We start from the raw sequence: 17390 nt of genomic DNA on the forward strand, positions 1-17390 counted from the left end.
CTCCGAAATGAGAGGTGAAATGCGTAGCTGTGGTAGCCGTGCGCGCACGGTGTTGCTTGCCGCCTTCGTGCTGGTACTGGGAAGCGGTTGTGCCACGACGGCCTCGAATCCGCAGGATCCGCTCGAAGGCTACAACCGGGCGATGTTCTCCTTTAATGAGGGTGTGGACAAGGTCCTGATCAAACCGGCTGCGCAGGCCTACGAGACCGTGTTGCCATCGCCGGTAAGAACCGGCGTAAGCAACGTTTTCGGCAACCTTGGCGACCCGTGGGTTGGCCTGAACAACTTGCTTCAGGGCAAGTTTGCGGATGCGCTGAGCGACATGATGCGTTTTCTGTTCAACTCTACGTTCGGCTTTGTCGGCTGGGTCGATATCGCATCCGAGATGGGCTTTCCCAAGCATGACGAAGATTTTGGACAGACCCTCGGGCGTTGGGGGGTTGGTGAAGGCGCCTACGTCGTGCTGCCAATTCTGGGGCCGAGGACGCTGCGCGATGCTGCCGCACTGCCCGCAGACATGGCAGGCGATATCGTAAACGGTGTTGGTGACATTCCGACACGTAACACGCTGACAGGCCTGCGTATAGTCAATACCCGCGCGAATCTCCTCGGAATCGACAAGACGCTGAGTGAAGGCACGCTCGACAAGTACAGCTATGTCCGTGACTTTTATCTTGAACAGCGCCGTTACAAAGTTTTCGACGGCAATCCGCCCCGGGTATACGAAGATTTCAGCCGTGCCGGGCAGGACAGCCTGAGGCTGGGCAGCGCAGTCGATGAACTGGCTGCGGCGTCGCTGGAAGGCCTTGAACTGCTTGGTGTCGGGGGGTTGGCGTCGATTGCGGGCGCAGACGAGAGCGTGAATTGATAGGGTGATCGAGATGAAAAGACTATTGTTGTGCGCGCTGCTGTTCGTGGCTGCCATCGTACCGGGCGCCTTCGCCGCGGATGACAAGACGCCCCCGGACGTGCTGGTCAAATCGGTGACGAATGATGTGCTTGCGATCGTTCGTCAGGACAAGGCCATTCAGGCCGGCGACACCAATCGCGCACTTGGGTTGGTCGAGGAGCGGGTGCTGCCGCATTTCAATTTCCAGCGCATGACCATGCTTGCGGTCGGGCGCGATTGGCGCAACGCCAGCGCGGCCCAGCAAGGACGTCTGGTCGAGGCCTTCAAGACCCTGCTGGTGCGTACGTATTCCAATGCGCTGACCCAGTATCGTGATCAGGTGATCGATTTCAAGCCGGTCAGGATGTCTGCGGCCGACACCACGGTCCAGATTCGCACCGAGGTGCGTCAGCCCGGTGCGCAGGCGATCGACATCGATTACACGCTTGAGAAGACCGACGCGGGGTGGAAGGTATTTGATGTCGTCGTTGCGGGCGTCAGTCTGGTGACCAACTATCGTGGCAGCTTTGGCGCGGAGATTCGCAGCGGCGGCATCGATGGGCTGATTCGCTCGCTCGAGTCGAAGAACGAGTCGCTTGTCGGTTCAAAGGCAGGTGCTTGATGACTGAGCCGGCGATCGTCCGGCTGGAAGGGGCGCTGACGATGCGAACCATCGTCAACACGCTTGGGCAGTCCCTGCCGGATGGCGACTTGATGGTGGATATGACCGCTGTCGGCGAAGCCGATTCGGCTGCCTTGGCGCTCCTGCTTGACTGGATGCGACGCGCGACGGCAGCCGGGCACACCCTGAGTGTTCGCGGGATGCCGGCGGGCTTGCGCAGCCTGTCCGAACTCTACGGCCTGGACGAAATCCTGCCGCTTGCGGCTTGAGTATGCCGATGGCGGTTCCTGCGATCCGGATTTCATCCGTTACAAAACAATACGGACGCTTGCAGGCGCTCGGTGGCGTGAGCCTCGAAATCGCGCAAGGCGAGTTCTTCGGCCTGCTCGGGCCGAATGGCGCGGGCAAGACTACGCTCATTTCGGCCCTGGCCGGACTGGTGCGGGCCGACGGCGGCACGCTCGAGGTAATGGGGCACGATGTCGTCAGCGACTACCGCAACGCGCGGCGCAGCCTCGGGGTCGTGCCGCAGGAACTGGTTTTCGATCCCTTCTTCACCGTGCGCGAACTGCTTCGCATCCAGTCCGGCTATTTCGGCATGCGTCACAACGATGACTGGATCGACGAGATCCTGGCAAGCCTCGATCTCACAACCAAGGCGTCGTCGAACATGCGTTCCTTGTCCGGAGGCATGAAGCGCCGCGTGCTGGTGGCGCAGGCGCTGGTGCATCGGCCGCCGGTCATCGTACTCGACGAGCCCACTGCCGGTGTGGATGTCGAGTTGCGCCAGGGTCTGTGGCAGTTCGTGCGCAAGCTCAACACCGACGGACATACCATCGTGCTGACGACGCACTATCTCGAAGAGGCTGAGACCCTGTGCGGACGTATCGCCATGCTCAAGGGTGGCAAGGTGGTGGCGCTCGATACGACGCAGAACCTGCTCAACCGTTTTGCGACCCACAGTTTGCGTGTCCGCGTGACGAACCGGGCGGTGGCGCTAGAGTTGGGCGGACGGGCGGTGGAGGGCAACTGGGTCGAATTTGCCTTCGAGGCCTTTGCCGACGTCGAGCAGTTGCTGGCGCGCCTGCGCGAGGGGCATGCCGATGTGACCGAGATGGCACTGGGCGAGCCTGATCTCGAACGTGTCTTCATCGAGGTGATGCATCGTGACTGAACGCCAGCAGCGCATCGAAGCGGGTCGCGACGCGCCCTGGGTGGGGTTTCGCACCTTGCTGTACAAGGAGGTGCTGCGGTTCTGGAAGGTGGCTTTCCAGACCGTCATGGCGCCCGTTCTCAATGCCGTCCTGTTCCTGCTGATCTTCTCGCATGTGCTCGATCGCCACGTCACCGTGTATGGGGATATCGCCTATACGACCTTCCTGGTGCCCGGGCTGGTGATGATGTCGCTGCTGCAGAACGCGTTTGCCAACAGCTCGTCGTCGCTGATTCAGAGCAAGATCACCGGCAACATCATTTTCGTTCTGCTGCCACCGCTGTCGTATCGGGAGTTCTATGCCGCTTACGTGATTGCGTCGATTCTGCGTGGGCTCTTCGTTGGCCTGGGGGTGTTGCTGATCTCCGTCCCCTTCGTCGAGTTTCACATGGCTCATCCGCTCTGGGTGTTGACGTTCGCGGTGCTGGGCGGGGCAATCCTGAGCTCGCTCGGGGTGATTGCCGGGATCTGGGCGGACAAGTTCGATCAGCTGGCGGCGTTTCAGAACTTCCTGATCATGCCGCTGACCATGTTGTCGGGCGTGTTCTACTCGATTCATTCCTTGCCGCCGCTGTGGCAGGACGTATCCCATGCCAATCCGTTCTTCTTCATGATCGACGGCTTTCGTTACGGTTTTTTCGGTCAGTCCGACGTGTCGCCCTGGCTCAGCCTAGGCGTGGTGAGCGGCTGTTTCGTATTGCTCGCAACACTGACCCTGGCGATGCTCGCCCGGGGCTACAAGTTGCGCGCCTGAAAGGAGTTTCCGATGTTCGATGCAAATGAGGTCAAGCGCCTGATCGAGCAGGGTCTGCCCTGCGAGTTCGTGGCCATCGAGGGCGACGACGGTGTGCATTTCACCGGGATTGTCGTCAGCAAGCAATTCCAGGGGCAGCTCAAGGTCCGCCAGCATCAGGCCGTGTATGCCGCGCTGGGCAAGTTGATGGGCAATGAGATCCATGCCCTGCAACTGCAGACCTATACGCCGGAGAAATGGGCCGAGGTCCGTACCGAGTTGGGGCTCTAAGCGCGCATCATGGACAAGTTGCTGATTGCCGGCGGTTCCCGCCTGTCAGGCGAGATCGCCATCTCCGGTGCCAAGAATGCGGCTCTGCCCATCCTGTGTGCGGCACTGCTCACGGCCGAACCGATGACGTTCTCGAACGTGCCGCAGCTCAAGGACATCGCCACGCTGCTTGCATTGCTCGGACAAATGGGGGTCGAGATCAGCGCTGACGGTGACACGGTGACGCTGGACGCGTCGGGTGTCGACAATCCGGTGGCGCCCTACGAAATGGTCAAGACCATGCGGGCATCGATTCTGGTGCTGGGACCGCTGGTCGCGCGCTGCGGTGAAGCACGCGTGAGCCTGCCTGGGGGGTGTGCCATTGGCGCACGTCCGGTGGATCAGCACATCAAGGGACTGCAGGCGATGGGGGCGGAAGTCGGTGTCGAACACGGCTATGTTCACGCCCGCGTTCCGCGCCTGAAGGGCGCGCGCCTGTTTACCGACATGGTAACGGTGACCGGAACCGAAAACCTGATGATGGCGGCCACACTGGCCGATGGCGAAACGGTCATCGAGAATGCCGCCCGTGAGCCCGAAATCGTGGATCTCGCCAATTGTCTGGTCGCGATGGGGGCGCGCATTTCCGGTGCGGGGACCGACGTCATCCGCATTCAGGGGGTCGATCGTCTGCACGGTGCGACCCACCGCATCATGCCGGACCGCATTGAAACCGGGACTTACCTGTGCGCGGCCGCCGTGACCGGTGGCGACGTGCGCCTGACCGGCACGTCGACCGCCTACCTCGACGCGGTTGTCGACAAGCTCATGGATGCGGGCTGTGAGGTCGAGTCGGCGCGCGACGCAATCCGGATCAAGGCGCCAGCGCGCCTGCAAGCGGTCAACCTGCGCACCTCGCCTTATCCCGCCTTTCCTACCGACATGCAGGCGCAGTTCATGGCGCTCAATTGCGTGGCCCATGGCGTGGCGATGATTCGCGAGACGATTTTCGAGAACCGCTTCATGCATGCGGTAGAACTGCAGCGATTGGGTGCCATGATCCGGATCGACGGCAATACCGCCGTGGTGCAAGGGGTGGAAAGGCTGCAGGGGGCGACGGTGATGGCGACGGATCTGCGCGCATCCGCGAGTCTGGTCATCGCCGGTCTGGTGGCCGAAGGTGAAACCATGATCGAGCGCATCTACCATCTCGATCGTGGTTATGAGCGCCTGGTGGAAAAGCTGGCGGCGCTGGGCGCGAGCGTGCGCCGCGTAAGCTGAGCCTTGTGCGTCGCCTGCGGCGACGCTGCCGGTGAACTAGCCGCCCGCTGCTGCGTGTTGCGTCACGGCGAGGACATTGAGCCGAATCGCCTTGCCGTCGGGCGTCAGCCAGTCGATGCTCTGATTGACTGAGAGCCCAAGCAGTGCGCTGCCAGCGGGCGAGAAAATCGATACGCGGCCGGCCTCGGCGCTGGCGTCGCGCGGAAACGACAGCGTGAGCTCATATTGGCGGCCGGTGTTCTCTTCCAGAAAGCGGGCGCGGCTGTTCATCATGATGACGTCGTCCGGCATGTCCTCAGCTTCGCGCACATCGGCGCGATCCAGTTCTGCCCTGAGCGCGTCGAGATCGCTGCGGCTGCGAGCGGACGGTGCCGACAGGAGGCCTTCGAGGCTGTCCATATCCTGTGCTGAGATGATGATCTCGGGTTTCATGCTGATCACCTCCGGGTGAAAATTTCGACAAACGCATGCGTACAAAGAAAATGGCTGAGCCGCTGTCGCGGTTCAGCCATTTGTGCAGAGGCTATCAGAAGCCCCGTCGGGTTACAATACGGGCCCGATTCAGCAAGGTCAGATCCGTGTCCAGCATCACCCTCGCCCTGTCCAAGGGCCGCATTTTCGAGGAAACCCTGCCGCTGCTGGCAGCTGCGGGTATTGTTCCGACCGACAATCCGGAGAGCTCGCGCAAGCTCATCATCGGCACCAACCGGCCCGAGGTGCGCCTGGTCATCGTGCGTGCGACCGATACGCCGACCTATGTTCAGTATGGCGCGGCCGATCTTGGCATCGCGGGCAAGGATGTCTTGATCGAGCACGGAGGAGAGGGCTTGTATCAACCGCTCGATCTCAACATCGCGCGTTGTCGACTGTGTGTGGCCGTGCAGAAAGGCTTCGACTATGCCGCCGCCATTCGTCCGGGCGGACGGATACGCGTGGCGACCAAGTACATCAATGCCGCCAAGGCTCATTTCGCGGGCAAGGGCATGCATGTCGACCTGATCAAGCTCTACGGCTCCATGGAGTTGGCGCCGCTGGTCGGTCTTGCCGACGCCATCGTCGACCTGGTGTCTACCGGCGGCACGCTGCGCGCCAACAATCTCGAGGAAGTGGAAGACATCATGCCGATCAGTTCGCGCCTGATCGTCAACCAGGCTTCGCTCAAGCTCAAGCGCGAACTGATCCAGCCTATGCTCGACGCCTTTTCGGGCGCTATCAAACCCTGAGTCCAATCATGAGCCAGACGCCCATTCGCCGCCTCGATGCCCGCGAGCCGGAATTTCTCTCAACGCTCGACCGCCTGCTCGCCTTCGAAGCGTCGGCCGATGACAGAATCGACGCTGCAGTCAGCGAAATCCTGCGTGCGGTGCGTACAACAGGCGACGCCGCAGTCATCGAATACACCAGGCGCTTCGACCGTCTGGATGTGGCCGAAATGGCCGCGCTCGAATTGCCGAAAAAAGCGCTGCATGCCGCGCTCGAAGGGCTCAATGTCGAGCAGCGCGAGGCGCTGCGGATTGCGGCGGATCGCGTACGCGTCTACCACGAACGGCAGAAGGCGGACTCCTGGGAATACACCGAGGCCGATGGCACGCGCCTGGGGCAGAAGGTGACGCCGCTCGATCGCGTCGGGCTGTACGTGCCGGGTGGGCGCGCCTCCTACCCAAGCTCGGTGTTGATGAACGCGATTCCCGCCAAAGTGGCCGGAGTTGGCGAGCTGATCATGGTGGTGCCGACGCCGGGCGGTGAGCACAACCCGCTGGTGCTTGCAGCGGCCGCAATCACCGGGGTGGACCGGGTGTTTACGATTGGTGGTGCGCAGGCTGTTGCCGCGCTCGCCTATGGCACGCAGACCATTCCGCAGGTCGACAAGATCGTCGGTCCGGGCAATGCCTATGTGGCCGAGGCCAAGCGCAGGGTATTCGGTACGGTGGGCATCGACATGGTGGCCGGTCCGTCAGAGGTGCTGATCATCTCCGATGGCAGTGGTCACGCCGACTGGGTGGCGATGGATCTGTTCGCCCAGGCCGAGCACGACGAACTGGCCCAGTCCATTCTGCTGTGTACAGACGCCGGGTTCATCGACGCCGTGCATGAGGCGATCGATCGCCTGCTGCCGACGATGCCACGGCAGGAGACCATCGCGAAGTCGCTGGCCAATCGCGGCGCGCTGATTCACGTCGACAGTCTCGAACAGGCATGTGCGATTGCCAACCGAATCGCGCCGGAACACCTCGAGTTGTCGATGGACAATGCCGAGCAGTGGGTCGATCGCATTCGTCACGCGGGCGCGATCTTCGTCGGTCACTGGGCGGTCGAGGCGCTGGGCGATTACTGCGCGGGCCCCAACCATGTGCTGCCGACCATGCGCAGCGCACGCTTCTCGTCGCCACTGGGCGTGTATGACTTCCAGAAGCGGACCAGCATCGTGCACATCTCCGAAGCGGGTGCCCAGCATCTGGGCAAGGTCGCGTCGATTCTTGCACATGGTGAAGGCTTGCAAGCGCATGCGCGTTCGGCGGAGATGCGGCTTAAGCGCTGATTGTTTCCGGTGCTGGTGGAGTTGGCACTAACTGAGTCGGAAGGCGGGTGGACATTCATGGCGCAGGCGAGGACTGTCCGAGCGCAGCGAGTTCCGCAGCCTGCAGAATGAATGTCCACCCGCCTTCCGACGGTGTGTCTGCACCAAATTCAAGACGAATGCGCTAACGGTTCAGGCAGCCATCCGCGGGAGACGGGTGAGGAATTTGCTCTGCAGGCTGCGGAACTCGCCCTTCGGGCTCGGACAGTCCTCGCCTGCGGCGCAATTTCCTCGCCCGCCTCCCGCTCGCCATGTCGCGGCTCTCGACGACAGAGCTTCCTTGTTACGCTGCCAGAATTTCCCGCAGGGCACTGACCAGGCTTTCACACTGCGCATCGGTACCAATCGTGATGCGGAGGAACTGATCGATGCGCGCGGCCTTGAAATGGCGGACGATGATCGCGCGCTGGCGCAGGGCTGCGGCAAGCTCGGCGCCATCGCGCCGGGGGTGTCGGGCGAAAATGAAGTTGGCCGCCGACGGCAGTACCTCGAAGCCGAGGGCCTTCATCTGCTCGACCAGCACCTCCCGCGTCGCGATGACCTTACGGCAACTCTCCATGAAGTAGGCGTCATCCTCGACCGAGGCCACCGCGCCGGCCAGTGCCAGACGGTCCAGCGGGTAGGAGTTGAAGCTGTTCTTGACCCGCTCCAGACCGGCGATCAAGTCGGGATCTCCGATGGCAAAGCCGACCCTCAGCCCCGCCAGTGAACGGCTCTTGGAGAAGGTCTGACACACCAGCAGGTTCGGGTAGCGGTCCACCAGCGAGATCGCGCTCTCGCCGCCAAAGTCCACATAGGCCTCGTCGATCAGCACCACCGCGTCCGGGTTGCCGGCAACTACTTGCTCGATCGCATCAAGCGCCAGTGCGCTGCCGGTCGGTGCATTCGGGTTCGGAAAAATGATTGCGCCCGCCCGACTTTCCCCTTGTGGCAGATAGTCTGCCGGATCGATCAGAAGCTCGTCAGTAAGCGGAATGATGCGCAACTCGACGCCATACAGCCCGCAATAGACCGGGTAAAAACTGTAGGAGATATCCGGCATCCACAGCGGACGCTCATGCTTGAGCAGCCCCTGGAAGGCATGCGCGAGCACCTCGTCCGATCCGTTGCCCACGAAGACCTGTTGCGGGCGTACCCCATAGCGCAGCGCGAGGGCGGCCTTCAGCTGGTCCGCATTCGGATCGGGGTAGAGCCTGAGTGCGTCCGATGTGGCCTCGCGAATGGCCTCCAGTACCTTCGGCGAGGGGCCGTACGGGTGCTCGTTGGTGTTGAGCTTGACCAGGTTGTCGATCTTGGGCTGTTCGCCCGGAACATAGGGGGTCAGGCCGTGGGTGACGGCGCTCCAGAAACGGCTCATGCGTGTTCTTCCGCGGGGGAGGAGGGGTCGGGTGGAAAGTGCCGAGCGATGGTATCATGGCTCTCCATGCATCAACCTGCAGCAGCAAAGTCCATGCGGCAAGCCGACGTCACTCGCGATACTCTCGAAACCAAGATTTCCGTGCGCATCGATCTCGATGGCACGGGCAAGGGCACCCTTGAAACCGGGGTACCGTTTCTCGATCACATGCTCGACCAGATCGTGCGCCATGGTCTGATCGACCTCGATGTGCGCTGCCAGGGCGATACCCATATCGACGACCACCATACCGTCGAGGATGTTGGCATCACGCTGGGGCAGGCTTTTGCCAGGGCGCTTGGCGACAAGAAGGGCGTGCGTCGCTACGGGCATGCCTATGTTCCGCTGGACGAAGCGCTGTCGCGGGTCGTCGTCGATTTTTCCGGGCGTCCGGGGCTGCACTATTTCGTCACCTACACGCGTGCCCGAATCGGCAATTTCGATGTCGATCTGGTGCGCGAATTCTTCCAGGGCTTTGTCAATCATGCCGGCGTGACCCTGCATATCGACAATCTGCGTGGTGATAATGCGCATCACCAGTGCGAGACCGTGTTCAAGGCGTTTGCACGTGCACTGCGCATGGCCGCCGAGCGCGACGAACGCGCGGCAGGGACCATCCCTTCGACCAAGGGCGCGCTCTGATTTCCTGCGTCTTTCCGATTCCTCACTTCTTTCGCGAGCACTGACACGATGACCACCGTGGCCATCATTGATTACGGCATGGGCAACCTTCGCTCGGTTGCCAAGGCCATTGAGCACGTTGCGCCGGAACACCGTATCGAGGTTACCTCGGATCCCGCGGTCGTGGCGGCCGCAGACCGGGTCGTGTTCCCGGGGCAGGGGGCAATGCCCGACTGCATGCGCGAGCTCGACCTGCGCGGCTTGAGGCCCGCCGTACTGGAGGCTGCGGCGTCGAAACCCTTTCTGGGGATCTGCATCGGACAACAGATGCTGTTCGAGAACAGCGAGGAAGGCGACGTTCCCGGGCTGGGTATCTTCCGGGGCGAGGTGGTGCGTTTTCGCGATGCGGACATGGTCGGCGTCGATGGCGCCCGGCTGAAGGTCCCGCACATGGGCTGGAACGAGGTCTGGCAAAACAGCGCGCATGCCTTGTGGGAAGGCATCCCGGATGGCGAGCGCTTCTATTTCGTTCACAGCTATTATGTTGCGCCAGCCGAGCCGGCCCTGGTCGCAGCACGCACCGATTATGGTGTGCGCTTTACCAGTGGGGTGGCACGGGCTAATATCTTCGCAGTTCAGTTTCACCCCGAGAAAAGTGCGCAGGCAGGATTGCGCCTGTTGTCGAATTTCATCCGCTGGACGCCCTGATTCGCGTTCGCTTCGTTCTCATTTCATTGTCATTATTCCGGTATGCTGCTCATTCCCGCCATCGATCTCAAGGACGGTCATTGTGTTCGCCTGAAACAAGGTGAAATGGACGATGCCACCGTGTTCTCGGAAGACCCCGCTGCCATGGCGCGGCACTGGATCGATCAGGGCGCGCGGCGCCTGCATCTCGTCGATCTCAACGGTGCATTTGCCGGAAAGCCAAAAAACGGCGGTGCGATCCGTGCGATCACCGACGAGGTGGGTGACGACATTCCGGTTCAGTTGGGCGGCGGTATCCGCGATCTCGACACCATTGAGCAATATCTGGATAACGGCATCAGCTACGTCATCATCGGTACCGCCGCAGTGAAGAATCCGGGTTTTCTGCATGATGCCTGCAGTGCTTTTCCCGGCCATATCATCGTCGGACTCGACGCCAAGGATGGCAAAGTTGCCGTGGATGGCTGGTCAAAGCTGACCGGCCACGATGTGGTGGATCTGGCAAGGAAGTTCGAGGATTACGGCGTTGAATCGGTGATCTACACCGATATCGGTCGTGACGGCATGCTATCCGGGGTCAATATCGAGGCAACCGTACGCCTTGCCCAGGCCTTGCGTATTCCTGTCATCGCCAGTGGCGGCGTTGCCGCGCTTGCCGATATCGATGCATTGTGTGCGGTTGAGGACGAAGGGGTCATGGGGGCCATTACCGGCCGTGCCATTTATGAAGGCACACTCGACTTCGCCGCGGGACAGGCACGAGCGGATCAACTTAACGGCCGGACCGACTGAATGCTCGCCAAACGCATCATCCCCTGTCTTGACGTCAGTGCGGGCCGAGTGGTCAAGGGCGTCAATTTCGTCGAATTGCGAGATGCCGGCGATCCGGTCGAGATTGCCAAACGCTACGACGAACAGGGGGCTGACGAGATCACGTTTCTCGACATCACCGCCAGTTCGGACGATCGCGACATCATCCTGCATGTAGTGGAGCAGGTTGCCGAACAGGTGTTCATTCCGCTGACGGTGGGCGGCGGCGTGCGTACGGTCGACGATGTGCGGCGCCTGCTCAATGCGGGTGCCGACAAGGTCAGCATCAATACCGCCGCGGTGAATAATCCCCAGGTTGTATACGACGCCAGCAGCAAGGTCGGCAGCCAGTGCATCGTGGTGGCCATCGACGCCAAGCAGACGGCTCCGGGCAAGTGGCAGGTGTTCACCCATGGTGGTCGCAACAACACCGGACTCGACGCGATCGAATGGGCGCAACGGGTCGAGGCGCTCGGTGCCGGCGAAATCCTGCTGACCAGCATGGACCGGGACGGTACCAAGATCGGTTTCGATCTCGGCCTGACACGTGCCGTGTCCGATGCGGTTCGAATTCCGGTGATTGCCAGTGGTGGCGTCGGTACGCTCGAGCATTTGTCCGAAGGGGTGTCGACCGGGCGAGCCGATGCGGTGCTGGCAGCGAGCATCTTCCACTTTGGTCAGCATACTGTGCGCGAAGCCAAGGAGTTGATGCGTGCTCACGGCATCGAGGTGCGACTGTGAACGTCGGCACGCGCTGGCTCAACGAAGTGAAATGGGACGAAAACGGCCTGGTGCCGGTTATCGCACAAGAGGCGTCAAGCGGCGATGTGCTGATGTTCGCATGGATGAATCGCGATGCGCTCCAGCGTACCGCCGAGACCGGGGAGGCAGTCTATTGGTCACGTTCGCGGCGTAAGCTGTGGCACAAGGGCGAGGAGTCCGGGCATGTGCAGAAGGTGCTCGACATCCGCATTGACTGCGACAACGATGTGATCCTGCTGAAGATCGAACAGGTGGGAGGCATTGCCTGCCATACCGGGCGGCATAGTTGCTTCTTCCAGACGTATTTCGATGATGGCCGCTGGGTGGCTGTCGAACCGGTACTGAAAGATCCGAAGGATATCTACCAATGATCGATATTGAAGTGTTGCATCGCGTGGCTGCCACGCTGGCGGAGCGCAAGCAGGCCAGCCCCGATTCTTCCTATGTATCCAGCCTTTACGCCAAGGGCACGGATGCCATCTGCAAGAAGGTGGCAGAAGAGGCGGCCGAAACCATCATGGCGGCGAAAGACAAGGACATGTTGCACGTGGTCTGGGAAGTGACAGACCTGTGGTTTCACTCGATGGTGCTGCTGGCGCATTTCGGCCTGTCGGTCGACGATATTCTCGCTGAGTTCCGGCGTCGCGAGGGTGTGTCGGGCATCGATGAAAAGAAGTCCCGCAGTGCCTGAGCAGGCAGAAATGGCGGACTGTCTGTTCTGCAGGATGGCCCGCGGCGATATTCCGGCGCGCAAGGTCTACGAGGACGAGTTCGTGCTGGCGTTTCACGATATCAAGCCGGCTGCGCCGGTGCATATTCTGCTGATCCCGAAGCAGCACATCGCATCGATGGCGGCGCTGGAATCCGGGCATGAGGCTTTGATGGGACACCTGATGGTGACTGCACCGCGCGTTGCCCGGGAACAAGGCTGCACGGATGGGTTCAGAACCATTGTGAACACCGGGCGGGTTGGATTGCAGGAGGTGTATCATCTTCATGTCCATATTGTGGGTGGGCCGCAACTGCTCCCGCCCATGTTGAAGCACTAAGGAGAGCGGTATGGGTTCATTCAGTATCTGGCACTGGCTGATCGTTCTGGTCATCGTCATGCTGGTTTTCGGTACCAAGAAACTGCGCAATGTCGGTCAGGATCTGGGCGGCGCCGTGAAGGGTTTCAAGGAAGGCATGAAGGAGGCGGACTCGTCGGCTGACGACGCTGCGAAGCAGAAGATCGCTTCTGGCCAGACGATCGAGGGCGAGGCACGCGAGAAGGTTGAGAAGTCCTCCTGAAGCGCAATTAATCTGCGGTGAAGGGGCGCTCGTGCGCCCCTTCTTTTCGCGTTGGACCTGGGAAAATGTTCGATTTCGGCTTTTCTGAACTCGTGGTCATCGGTGTCGTCATGCTGATTGTCGTCGGCCCGGAACGTCTGCCCAAGGTGGCGAGGACGGCAGGGCACTTGCTGGGCAGGCTGCAGCGCTACGTATCCGATGTGAAATCCGATATTCAGCGTGAGATGCAGCTCGAAGAGCTCAAGAAACTGCAACAGCAGGTGCAGGAGCAGGCAAACGAGATGGAAAGCTCCGTTCGGGCTCAGGTCAGCGATCTCGAGGCTGGCGTCGGCAAGACTGTCGACGAGGTCAAGGCCGGCTTGCCGGCCGAGACGTCTGCAGGCGCTTCCATCGCCGCAAATACCGGCGGCACGGAAAGCGTGGATGCAGCCAGGACGGCCGCGCCGCAACTCGAGCTCGGGCTCGATCCCGAGGGCAAGCAGCAGCCCGTACCGGTAAACAAGACATGAGCGAGACCCAGGAAACCTTCATCGCGCATCTGGTCGAGCTGCGCGATCGCCTGTTGCGGGCCATGGTGGCGTTCATCGTGGTCTTCGTCTGCCTGATGCCTTGGGCGGGCGAAATCTATGACGTCCTTGCCAAGCCGATGATGGACACGTTGCCCGAGGGCACGCACATGATTGCCACAGGTGTCGTGACGCCGTTCTTCGTGCCGGTGAAGGTCACCATGCTCGTCGCTTTCGTACTCGCTCTGCCAATGGTCCTGTACCAGGCATGGGCATTCATCGCGCCGGGCCTGTACGCGCATGAGCGCAAGCTCGCCATTCCCCTGGTCGCGGGCAGCACATTCCTCTTTATCCTTGGAATGGCCTTCTGCTATTTCTTCGTATTCCGCACGGTGTTTCACTTCATCGCCGAGTTCGCGCCCAAGAGTATTGTTCCGGCACCAGACATCGAACAGTATCTTTCTTTCGTGATGTCGATGTTCCTTGCCTTCGGTCTGACTTTCGAGGTGCCGATCGCCGTCATTCTGCTGGTCAAGGCTGGCGTGGTGAGTGTGGCCAAACTCAAGGAGGTGAGGCCTTACGTCATCGTTGGCGCTTTCGTGCTGGCGGCGGTCATTACGCCGCCGGACGTGATCTCGCAGTTCATGCTGGCCTTGCCCATGTGCCTGCTGTACGAGATCGGTATTCTTTTTGCGAACATGATCTCCAAACCTGCCGCGACGAGCGACTACGTTGCACCGACGGAGATCGAGATGGATCGCGAACTCGACCGGATCGAAGCGGGCGAGCAGGATCGGAAATGAGTGTCAGACGCGCCGCCTAGCGCGCCGGGGGCGGAATGGGGCGTCGGGCGACGGCGATGGCAAGATCCACGTCCCGACCTTCGCGACGGACCCGGAATGAAGCGTTCTGGCCCGGTTTCAGGGCGGCGACGAGCTCAAGCATGGCCTTGGTGTCGTGCACGGACTTTCCATCCACTGCGATCAGGATGTCGCCCGGACGTACGCCGCCGCGCTCTGCTGGACTGCCCCGCAATACGCCGGCAATGAGTGCTCCATTTGTATTGTCGAGACTGAATGACGCCGCCAGCTCCGGTGTGATCTCGCGGATCTCGACCCCCACCCAGCCGCGAGTGACCTCGCCGGTCGCCACGATCTGTTCGAGCACATTGCGGGCGATCGATACCGGTATCGCAAAGCCGATGCCGAGCGAGCCACCGGTACGCGAATAGATCGCCGTGTTGATGCCAACCAGATTCCCGCTGCTGTCGACCAGCGCACCACCGGAGTTGCCCGGATTGATGGCTGCGTCGGTCTGGATATAGTTTTCGAAAGTGTTGATGCCCAGGTGGCTGCGGCCCAGTGCGGAGATGATGCCCATGGTCACGGTCTGACCGACGCCGAAGGGGTTGCCGATTGCGAGCACGACATCGCCGACGTGCAGCATGTCGGCACGCGAAAAGGTGATCGACGGCACAGGCGCGTTTGCGGCTATGCGCAGAACCGCAAGATCGGACTCCGGGTCCCTGCCAATGACGGATGCAGGGAATTTCCGCCCGTCATTGAGTGCGACCTCGATCTCATCAGCAGCTTCGATGACGTGGTTGTTGGTCAGGATGAAACCCTCGGGACTGACGATCACGCCGGACCCGAGGCCGGCGCTCTCCTGCGGCCTCTCGCCATTTTGCCGATCACCGAAGAAGTGACGGAAGAGCGGGTCGTTGAGCAGGGGGTGGCGTGGTGTCTGTACCGTCTTGGAGGTAAAGATGTGTACGACGGCCGGCATTGATCGCTGGGCTGCGTCCGCGTAGGAGCCCAGTGGTGGGCGATTGCCTGCCTCGCCCGCTGGCGCTTCAAGAATCTCTACAACCGAAGCGGGCGCGGCGCCCTGCAGCCACTCCGGCTTAAGCGTGTTCAACACAAACAGGACCGCGACACTTGCCGTCACGGCCTGAGCGAAAATCAGCCACAGGCGGCGCATAATATTGCTCGATAGCTAAACGATGGCCAGTCGGGAACGACTGGGTCGATCGTGAATGAATGGAGACGGTATGCAGCTCAGTGCTTTGCACAACCATCTGGATGAATTGCTTGAGGTCGCGCGGCTGCGGGATTATTGCCCAAACGGACTGCAAGTGGAAGGACGCGCCGAAGTGTCGAAGGTCCTGTGTGGTGTGACCGCCAGCCAGGCCTTGCTCGATGCGGCAGTGGCGGGTGGGTACGATGCCATCGTGGTCCACCATGGCTACTTCTGGCGCGGTGAGGACGGGCGGGTTGTCGGCATGCGTAAGCGCCGCCTCGCTACCTTGCTCGGGCATGACATCAGCCTGCTTGCCTACCACTTGCCGCTGGACGTTCATCCGCAACTTGGCAATAACGCTCAGTTTGCCGCTGTCATGGGTTGGAAGGGCGAGGGGCGTTTTGCAGACCAGGAGCTGGGCTGGATCGGCGTACCGGAAACAGTCGGTGTGACTGCATCGGCGCTTGCTGCAGACATTGCCGAGCGACTGGCACGTCCCCCTCTGCTGGTCGGAGACGGTGCGCGCAAGGTCAGGCGCATCGCATGGTGCACCGGAGGGGCGCAGGGGTATTTCGAGCAGGCCGTGCTTGCCGGGGCGGATCTGTATGTTTCGGGCGAGATATCCGAACAGACAACGCACATAGCGCGTGAGTCGGGGGTGCCGTACATCGCGGCCGGGCATCACGCGACCGAGCGCTACGGCCCCAGGGCGCTGGCCGACTATCTCGGCGCCGAACTGGGGCTGAAGGCCACCTTTCTCGACTTGCCCAATCCGGTTTGAATCCTGCCGCGGGCGATTACGTTGCCGGAGGCTCTGTCACCGGACCGTTGTCCGCCACTTGCTCTTCGATCGCGGGGCGATAGGGGCCGAGTTGTTGTTCAAGGACTGCCGACAGGCACAGAATGTCATCGATGACGACAAGCGGGAAGCCTTGCCGGGTACCATCGCGGTTGTCACGCAATAGCTTCTGCAAGTAGGCTTGACAGTCGCGCGTGCCCCAAAGCTCCTGCACGGCGGTGACCAGGTGTGGCATCTGTTCCAGCGTGTCCGGCGCCTGGCGGGCCTCGTCAAAGTTATCCCACGTGACCGCCTTGACATTGAAGGTCTTGTTGAGCTGGCGGGCCAGCGCGTCGAACTCTGCTCTAAGTCCTGCTGCGCGATAGACTTCGAGCAGCTTCAGCCACGGCGTAACGGCTTGCTTCGGATTGCTGCGGATGAAATCGGCCAGGGTTTCTGCTGCGCCATGTACCCGGCCAAAGCTCATCATGATCTCGGCCAGCTCAATTGCGGAGTCGTGTTCTTCGACTTCCTCCTCTTCAGCGAGCGGTGCCAGATCAAGTTGACCAAAGCCCGAAGGTGTATGGTCCCATTCCAGCGGCAGGATGGCGCCAGACGCCGGGCCCTGGGTCGGTTCCGGCATTTCGGTGACAGGCGCTGCGCCGCTCATCGATAGCGGGGTGTCGCTTGATGGTGCAGGTGCTGCCATTACCTTCGGGCCTGCCTGTCGCGACGTCGGCCTGGTCTGGCGGCGAGTGCGCAGCAGCAGGAGCGCAGCAATTGAAGCTGCACCCGCACCGAGCGCTGCGATCAACGTCCAGTCTTGGGCCGATTGCGGCGCAGCCTTCTGTTCCGCCCTCACCGCCGGCGGTGCCTCCTGGGCGATCGTGGTCGCGGGGGGGGGCGTTTTCACC

Annotated in this window: 24 protein-coding genes; 20 read left to right on the forward strand and 4 right to left on the reverse strand. The window is 61.4% G+C overall.

The annotated features are described in order from the left end of the window. Window positions 1-7 precede the first annotated feature (7 nt). From J5J83_RS19510 to murA, 7 genes are read left to right on the forward strand one after another with little or no spacing between them, the layout of a single operon-like run. On the forward strand, window positions 8-868 hold the full coding sequence (locus J5J83_RS19510; protein ID WP_212351592.1) for a VacJ family lipoprotein: 861 nt from the start codon (window positions 8-10) through the stop codon (window positions 866-868). A gap of 13 nt (window positions 869-881) precedes the next feature. Continuing rightward, window positions 882-1511: an ABC transporter substrate-binding protein gene (locus tag J5J83_RS19515; RefSeq protein ID WP_212351593.1), complete on the forward strand. Its 630-nt coding sequence runs from the start codon at window positions 882-884 to the stop codon at window positions 1509-1511. Next, window positions 1511-1780: an STAS domain-containing protein gene (locus tag J5J83_RS19520; protein WP_212351594.1), complete on the forward strand. Its 270-nt coding sequence runs from the start codon at window positions 1511-1513 to the stop codon at window positions 1778-1780. The genes J5J83_RS19515 and J5J83_RS19520 overlap by 1 nt, the downstream gene beginning before the upstream one ends. Before the next feature lie 8 nt (window positions 1781-1788). Beyond that, complete coding sequence (locus tag J5J83_RS19525; protein WP_212351595.1) at window positions 1789-2685, forward strand: ABC transporter ATP-binding protein; 897 nt, start codon at window positions 1789-1791, stop codon at window positions 2683-2685. Beyond that, window positions 2678-3478 (forward strand): ABC transporter permease, encoded by an 801-nt coding sequence (locus tag J5J83_RS19530; protein ID WP_212351596.1) that lies wholly within the window; start codon window positions 2678-2680, stop codon window positions 3476-3478. The genes J5J83_RS19525 and J5J83_RS19530 overlap by 8 nt, the downstream gene beginning before the upstream one ends. 12 nt (window positions 3479-3490) lie before the next feature. Further along, on the forward strand, window positions 3491-3748 hold the full coding sequence (locus J5J83_RS19535; protein ID WP_212351597.1) for a BolA/IbaG family iron-sulfur metabolism protein: 258 nt from the start codon (window positions 3491-3493) through the stop codon (window positions 3746-3748). A 9-nt stretch (window positions 3749-3757) separates the two neighbouring features. Then, window positions 3758-5008 carry a UDP-N-acetylglucosamine 1-carboxyvinyltransferase gene (gene murA / locus J5J83_RS19540; protein ID WP_212351598.1) on the forward strand — a complete coding sequence of 417 codons (1251 nt, stop codon included), beginning with the start codon at window positions 3758-3760 and terminating at the stop codon, window positions 5006-5008. A gap of 36 nt (window positions 5009-5044) precedes the next feature. On the opposite strand, the gene rnk is transcribed toward murA, so the two are convergent. Then, complete coding sequence (gene rnk / locus J5J83_RS19545) at window positions 5045-5440, reverse strand: nucleoside diphosphate kinase regulator (protein ID WP_212351599.1); 396 nt, start codon at window positions 5438-5440, stop codon at window positions 5045-5047. Between the two features lie 146 nt (window positions 5441-5586). Here rnk and hisG point away from each other — a divergent pair, with 146 nt between their 5' ends. Both hisG and hisD read left to right on the forward strand, forming a co-directional pair. Next, entirely contained in the window at window positions 5587-6231 is a 645-nt protein-coding gene (hisG, locus tag J5J83_RS19550) for an ATP phosphoribosyltransferase (RefSeq protein ID WP_212351600.1), read from the forward strand. Window positions 6232-6239: 8 nt separating this feature from the next. Next, complete coding sequence (gene hisD, locus J5J83_RS19555) at window positions 6240-7547, forward strand: histidinol dehydrogenase (RefSeq protein ID WP_212351601.1); 1308 nt, start codon at window positions 6240-6242, stop codon at window positions 7545-7547. Window positions 7548-7869: 322 nt separating this feature from the next. On the opposite strand, the gene hisC is transcribed toward hisD, so the two are convergent. Then, window positions 7870-8943, reverse strand: coding sequence for a histidinol-phosphate transaminase (hisC, locus tag J5J83_RS19560; RefSeq protein WP_212351602.1), 1074 nt, complete (start codon window positions 8941-8943; stop codon window positions 7870-7872). A 93-nt stretch (window positions 8944-9036) separates the two neighbouring features. On the opposite strand from hisC, the gene hisB reads away from it, so the two are divergent. The 10 genes from hisB to tatC all read left to right on the forward strand — a co-directional run bounded on the left by hisB (window position 9037) and on the right by tatC (window position 14482). Further along, complete coding sequence (hisB, locus tag J5J83_RS19565) at window positions 9037-9624, forward strand: imidazoleglycerol-phosphate dehydratase HisB (protein ID WP_212351603.1); 588 nt, start codon at window positions 9037-9039, stop codon at window positions 9622-9624. 48 nt (window positions 9625-9672) lie between these two features. Beyond that, window positions 9673-10311 carry an imidazole glycerol phosphate synthase subunit HisH gene (gene hisH / locus J5J83_RS19570; RefSeq protein ID WP_212351604.1) on the forward strand — a complete coding sequence of 213 codons (639 nt, stop codon included), beginning with the start codon at window positions 9673-9675 and terminating at the stop codon, window positions 10309-10311. 42 nt (window positions 10312-10353) lie between these two features. Continuing rightward, the gene (hisA, locus tag J5J83_RS19575; protein WP_212351605.1) at window positions 10354-11103 is read left to right on the forward strand and encodes a 1-(5-phosphoribosyl)-5-[(5-phosphoribosylamino)methylideneamino]imidazole-4-carboxamide isomerase; all 750 of its coding nucleotides are present in this window, start codon (window positions 10354-10356) and stop codon (window positions 11101-11103) included. After that, window positions 11104-11862: an imidazole glycerol phosphate synthase subunit HisF gene (hisF, locus tag J5J83_RS19580; protein ID WP_212351606.1), complete on the forward strand. Its 759-nt coding sequence runs from the start codon at window positions 11104-11106 to the stop codon at window positions 11860-11862. It begins immediately after the preceding gene. After that, window positions 11859-12254 carry a phosphoribosyl-AMP cyclohydrolase gene (gene hisI, locus J5J83_RS19585; protein WP_212351607.1) on the forward strand — a complete coding sequence of 132 codons (396 nt, stop codon included), beginning with the start codon at window positions 11859-11861 and terminating at the stop codon, window positions 12252-12254. Before hisF ends, hisI begins: the two co-directional genes overlap by 4 nt. Beyond that, complete coding sequence (locus J5J83_RS19590; RefSeq protein WP_212351608.1) at window positions 12251-12574, forward strand: phosphoribosyl-ATP diphosphatase; 324 nt, start codon at window positions 12251-12253, stop codon at window positions 12572-12574. The genes hisI and J5J83_RS19590 overlap by 4 nt, the downstream gene beginning before the upstream one ends. Before the next feature lie 10 nt (window positions 12575-12584). Next, a complete protein-coding gene (locus J5J83_RS19595; protein WP_212353460.1) occupies window positions 12585-12932 on the forward strand; it encodes a histidine triad nucleotide-binding protein in 348 nt (115 codons plus the stop codon). Window positions 12933-12942: 10 nt separating this feature from the next. Next, window positions 12943-13173 carry a Sec-independent protein translocase subunit TatA gene (tatA, locus tag J5J83_RS19600; RefSeq protein ID WP_212351609.1) on the forward strand — a complete coding sequence of 77 codons (231 nt, stop codon included), beginning with the start codon at window positions 12943-12945 and terminating at the stop codon, window positions 13171-13173. A 65-nt stretch (window positions 13174-13238) separates the two neighbouring features. After that, window positions 13239-13682: a Sec-independent protein translocase protein TatB gene (gene tatB / locus J5J83_RS19605; RefSeq protein WP_212351610.1), complete on the forward strand. Its 444-nt coding sequence runs from the start codon at window positions 13239-13241 to the stop codon at window positions 13680-13682. Further along, window positions 13679-14482 carry a twin-arginine translocase subunit TatC gene (gene tatC, locus J5J83_RS19610; RefSeq protein WP_212351611.1) on the forward strand — a complete coding sequence of 268 codons (804 nt, stop codon included), beginning with the start codon at window positions 13679-13681 and terminating at the stop codon, window positions 14480-14482. Before tatB ends, tatC begins: the two co-directional genes overlap by 4 nt. Before the next feature lie 16 nt (window positions 14483-14498). Here the strand turns inward: tatC and J5J83_RS19615 are convergent, their stop codons facing one another. Then, window positions 14499-15659 (reverse strand): Do family serine endopeptidase, encoded by a 1161-nt coding sequence (locus J5J83_RS19615; RefSeq protein WP_212351612.1) that lies wholly within the window; start codon window positions 15657-15659, stop codon window positions 14499-14501. Between the two features lie 70 nt (window positions 15660-15729). Between J5J83_RS19615 and J5J83_RS19620 the strand changes: the two genes are divergently transcribed. Then, on the forward strand, window positions 15730-16479 hold the full coding sequence (locus tag J5J83_RS19620) for a Nif3-like dinuclear metal center hexameric protein (RefSeq protein WP_212351613.1): 750 nt from the start codon (window positions 15730-15732) through the stop codon (window positions 16477-16479). Window positions 16480-16495: 16 nt separating this feature from the next. Here J5J83_RS19620 and J5J83_RS19625 read toward each other — a convergent pair whose 3' ends face one another. After that, on the reverse strand, window positions 16496-17338 hold the full coding sequence (locus J5J83_RS19625; RefSeq protein WP_212351614.1) for a hypothetical protein: 843 nt from the start codon (window positions 17336-17338) through the stop codon (window positions 16496-16498). Between the last annotated feature and the right edge of the window lie 52 nt (window positions 17339-17390).

Source organism: Azoarcus sp. L1K30 (assembly GCF_018122735.1).
Lineage (GTDB): Bacteria > Pseudomonadota > Gammaproteobacteria > Burkholderiales > Rhodocyclaceae > Parazoarcus.

Coding starts and splice junctions, on each gene's coding strand:
- J5J83_RS19620 (WP_212351613.1), top strand. CDS start 15,730: ATGCAGCTCAGTGCTTTGCACAACCATCTGGATGAATTGCTTGAGGTC.
- J5J83_RS19520 (WP_212351594.1), top strand. CDS start 1,511: ATGACTGAGCCGGCGATCGTCCGGCTGGAAGGGGCGCTGACGATGCGA.
- hisH (WP_212351604.1), top strand. CDS start 9,673: ATGACCACCGTGGCCATCATTGATTACGGCATGGGCAACCTTCGCTCG.
- tatA (WP_212351609.1), top strand. CDS start 12,943: ATGGGTTCATTCAGTATCTGGCACTGGCTGATCGTTCTGGTCATCGTC.
- hisD (WP_212351601.1), top strand. CDS start 6,240: ATGAGCCAGACGCCCATTCGCCGCCTCGATGCCCGCGAGCCGGAATTT.
- J5J83_RS19615 (WP_212351612.1), bottom strand. CDS start 15,659: ATGCGCCGCCTGTGGCTGATTTTCGCTCAGGCCGTGACGGCAAGTGTC.
- J5J83_RS19590 (WP_212351608.1), top strand. CDS start 12,251: ATGATCGATATTGAAGTGTTGCATCGCGTGGCTGCCACGCTGGCGGAG.
- J5J83_RS19525 (WP_212351595.1), top strand. CDS start 1,789: ATGGCGGTTCCTGCGATCCGGATTTCATCCGTTACAAAACAATACGGA.
- J5J83_RS19595 (WP_212353460.1), top strand. CDS start 12,585: ATGGCGGACTGTCTGTTCTGCAGGATGGCCCGCGGCGATATTCCGGCG.
- J5J83_RS19535 (WP_212351597.1), top strand. CDS start 3,491: ATGTTCGATGCAAATGAGGTCAAGCGCCTGATCGAGCAGGGTCTGCCC.
- hisF (WP_212351606.1), top strand. CDS start 11,104: ATGCTCGCCAAACGCATCATCCCCTGTCTTGACGTCAGTGCGGGCCGA.
- rnk (WP_212351599.1), bottom strand. CDS start 5,440: ATGAAACCCGAGATCATCATCTCAGCACAGGATATGGACAGCCTCGAA.
- murA (WP_212351598.1), top strand. CDS start 3,758: ATGGACAAGTTGCTGATTGCCGGCGGTTCCCGCCTGTCAGGCGAGATC.
- hisB (WP_212351603.1), top strand. CDS start 9,037: ATGCGGCAAGCCGACGTCACTCGCGATACTCTCGAAACCAAGATTTCC.
- tatC (WP_212351611.1), top strand. CDS start 13,679: ATGAGCGAGACCCAGGAAACCTTCATCGCGCATCTGGTCGAGCTGCGC.
- J5J83_RS19515 (WP_212351593.1), top strand. CDS start 882: ATGAAAAGACTATTGTTGTGCGCGCTGCTGTTCGTGGCTGCCATCGTA.
- hisC (WP_212351602.1), bottom strand. CDS start 8,943: ATGAGCCGTTTCTGGAGCGCCGTCACCCACGGCCTGACCCCCTATGTT.
- tatB (WP_212351610.1), top strand. CDS start 13,239: ATGTTCGATTTCGGCTTTTCTGAACTCGTGGTCATCGGTGTCGTCATG.
- hisA (WP_212351605.1), top strand. CDS start 10,354: ATGCTGCTCATTCCCGCCATCGATCTCAAGGACGGTCATTGTGTTCGC.
- J5J83_RS19510 (WP_212351592.1), top strand. CDS start 8: ATGAGAGGTGAAATGCGTAGCTGTGGTAGCCGTGCGCGCACGGTGTTG.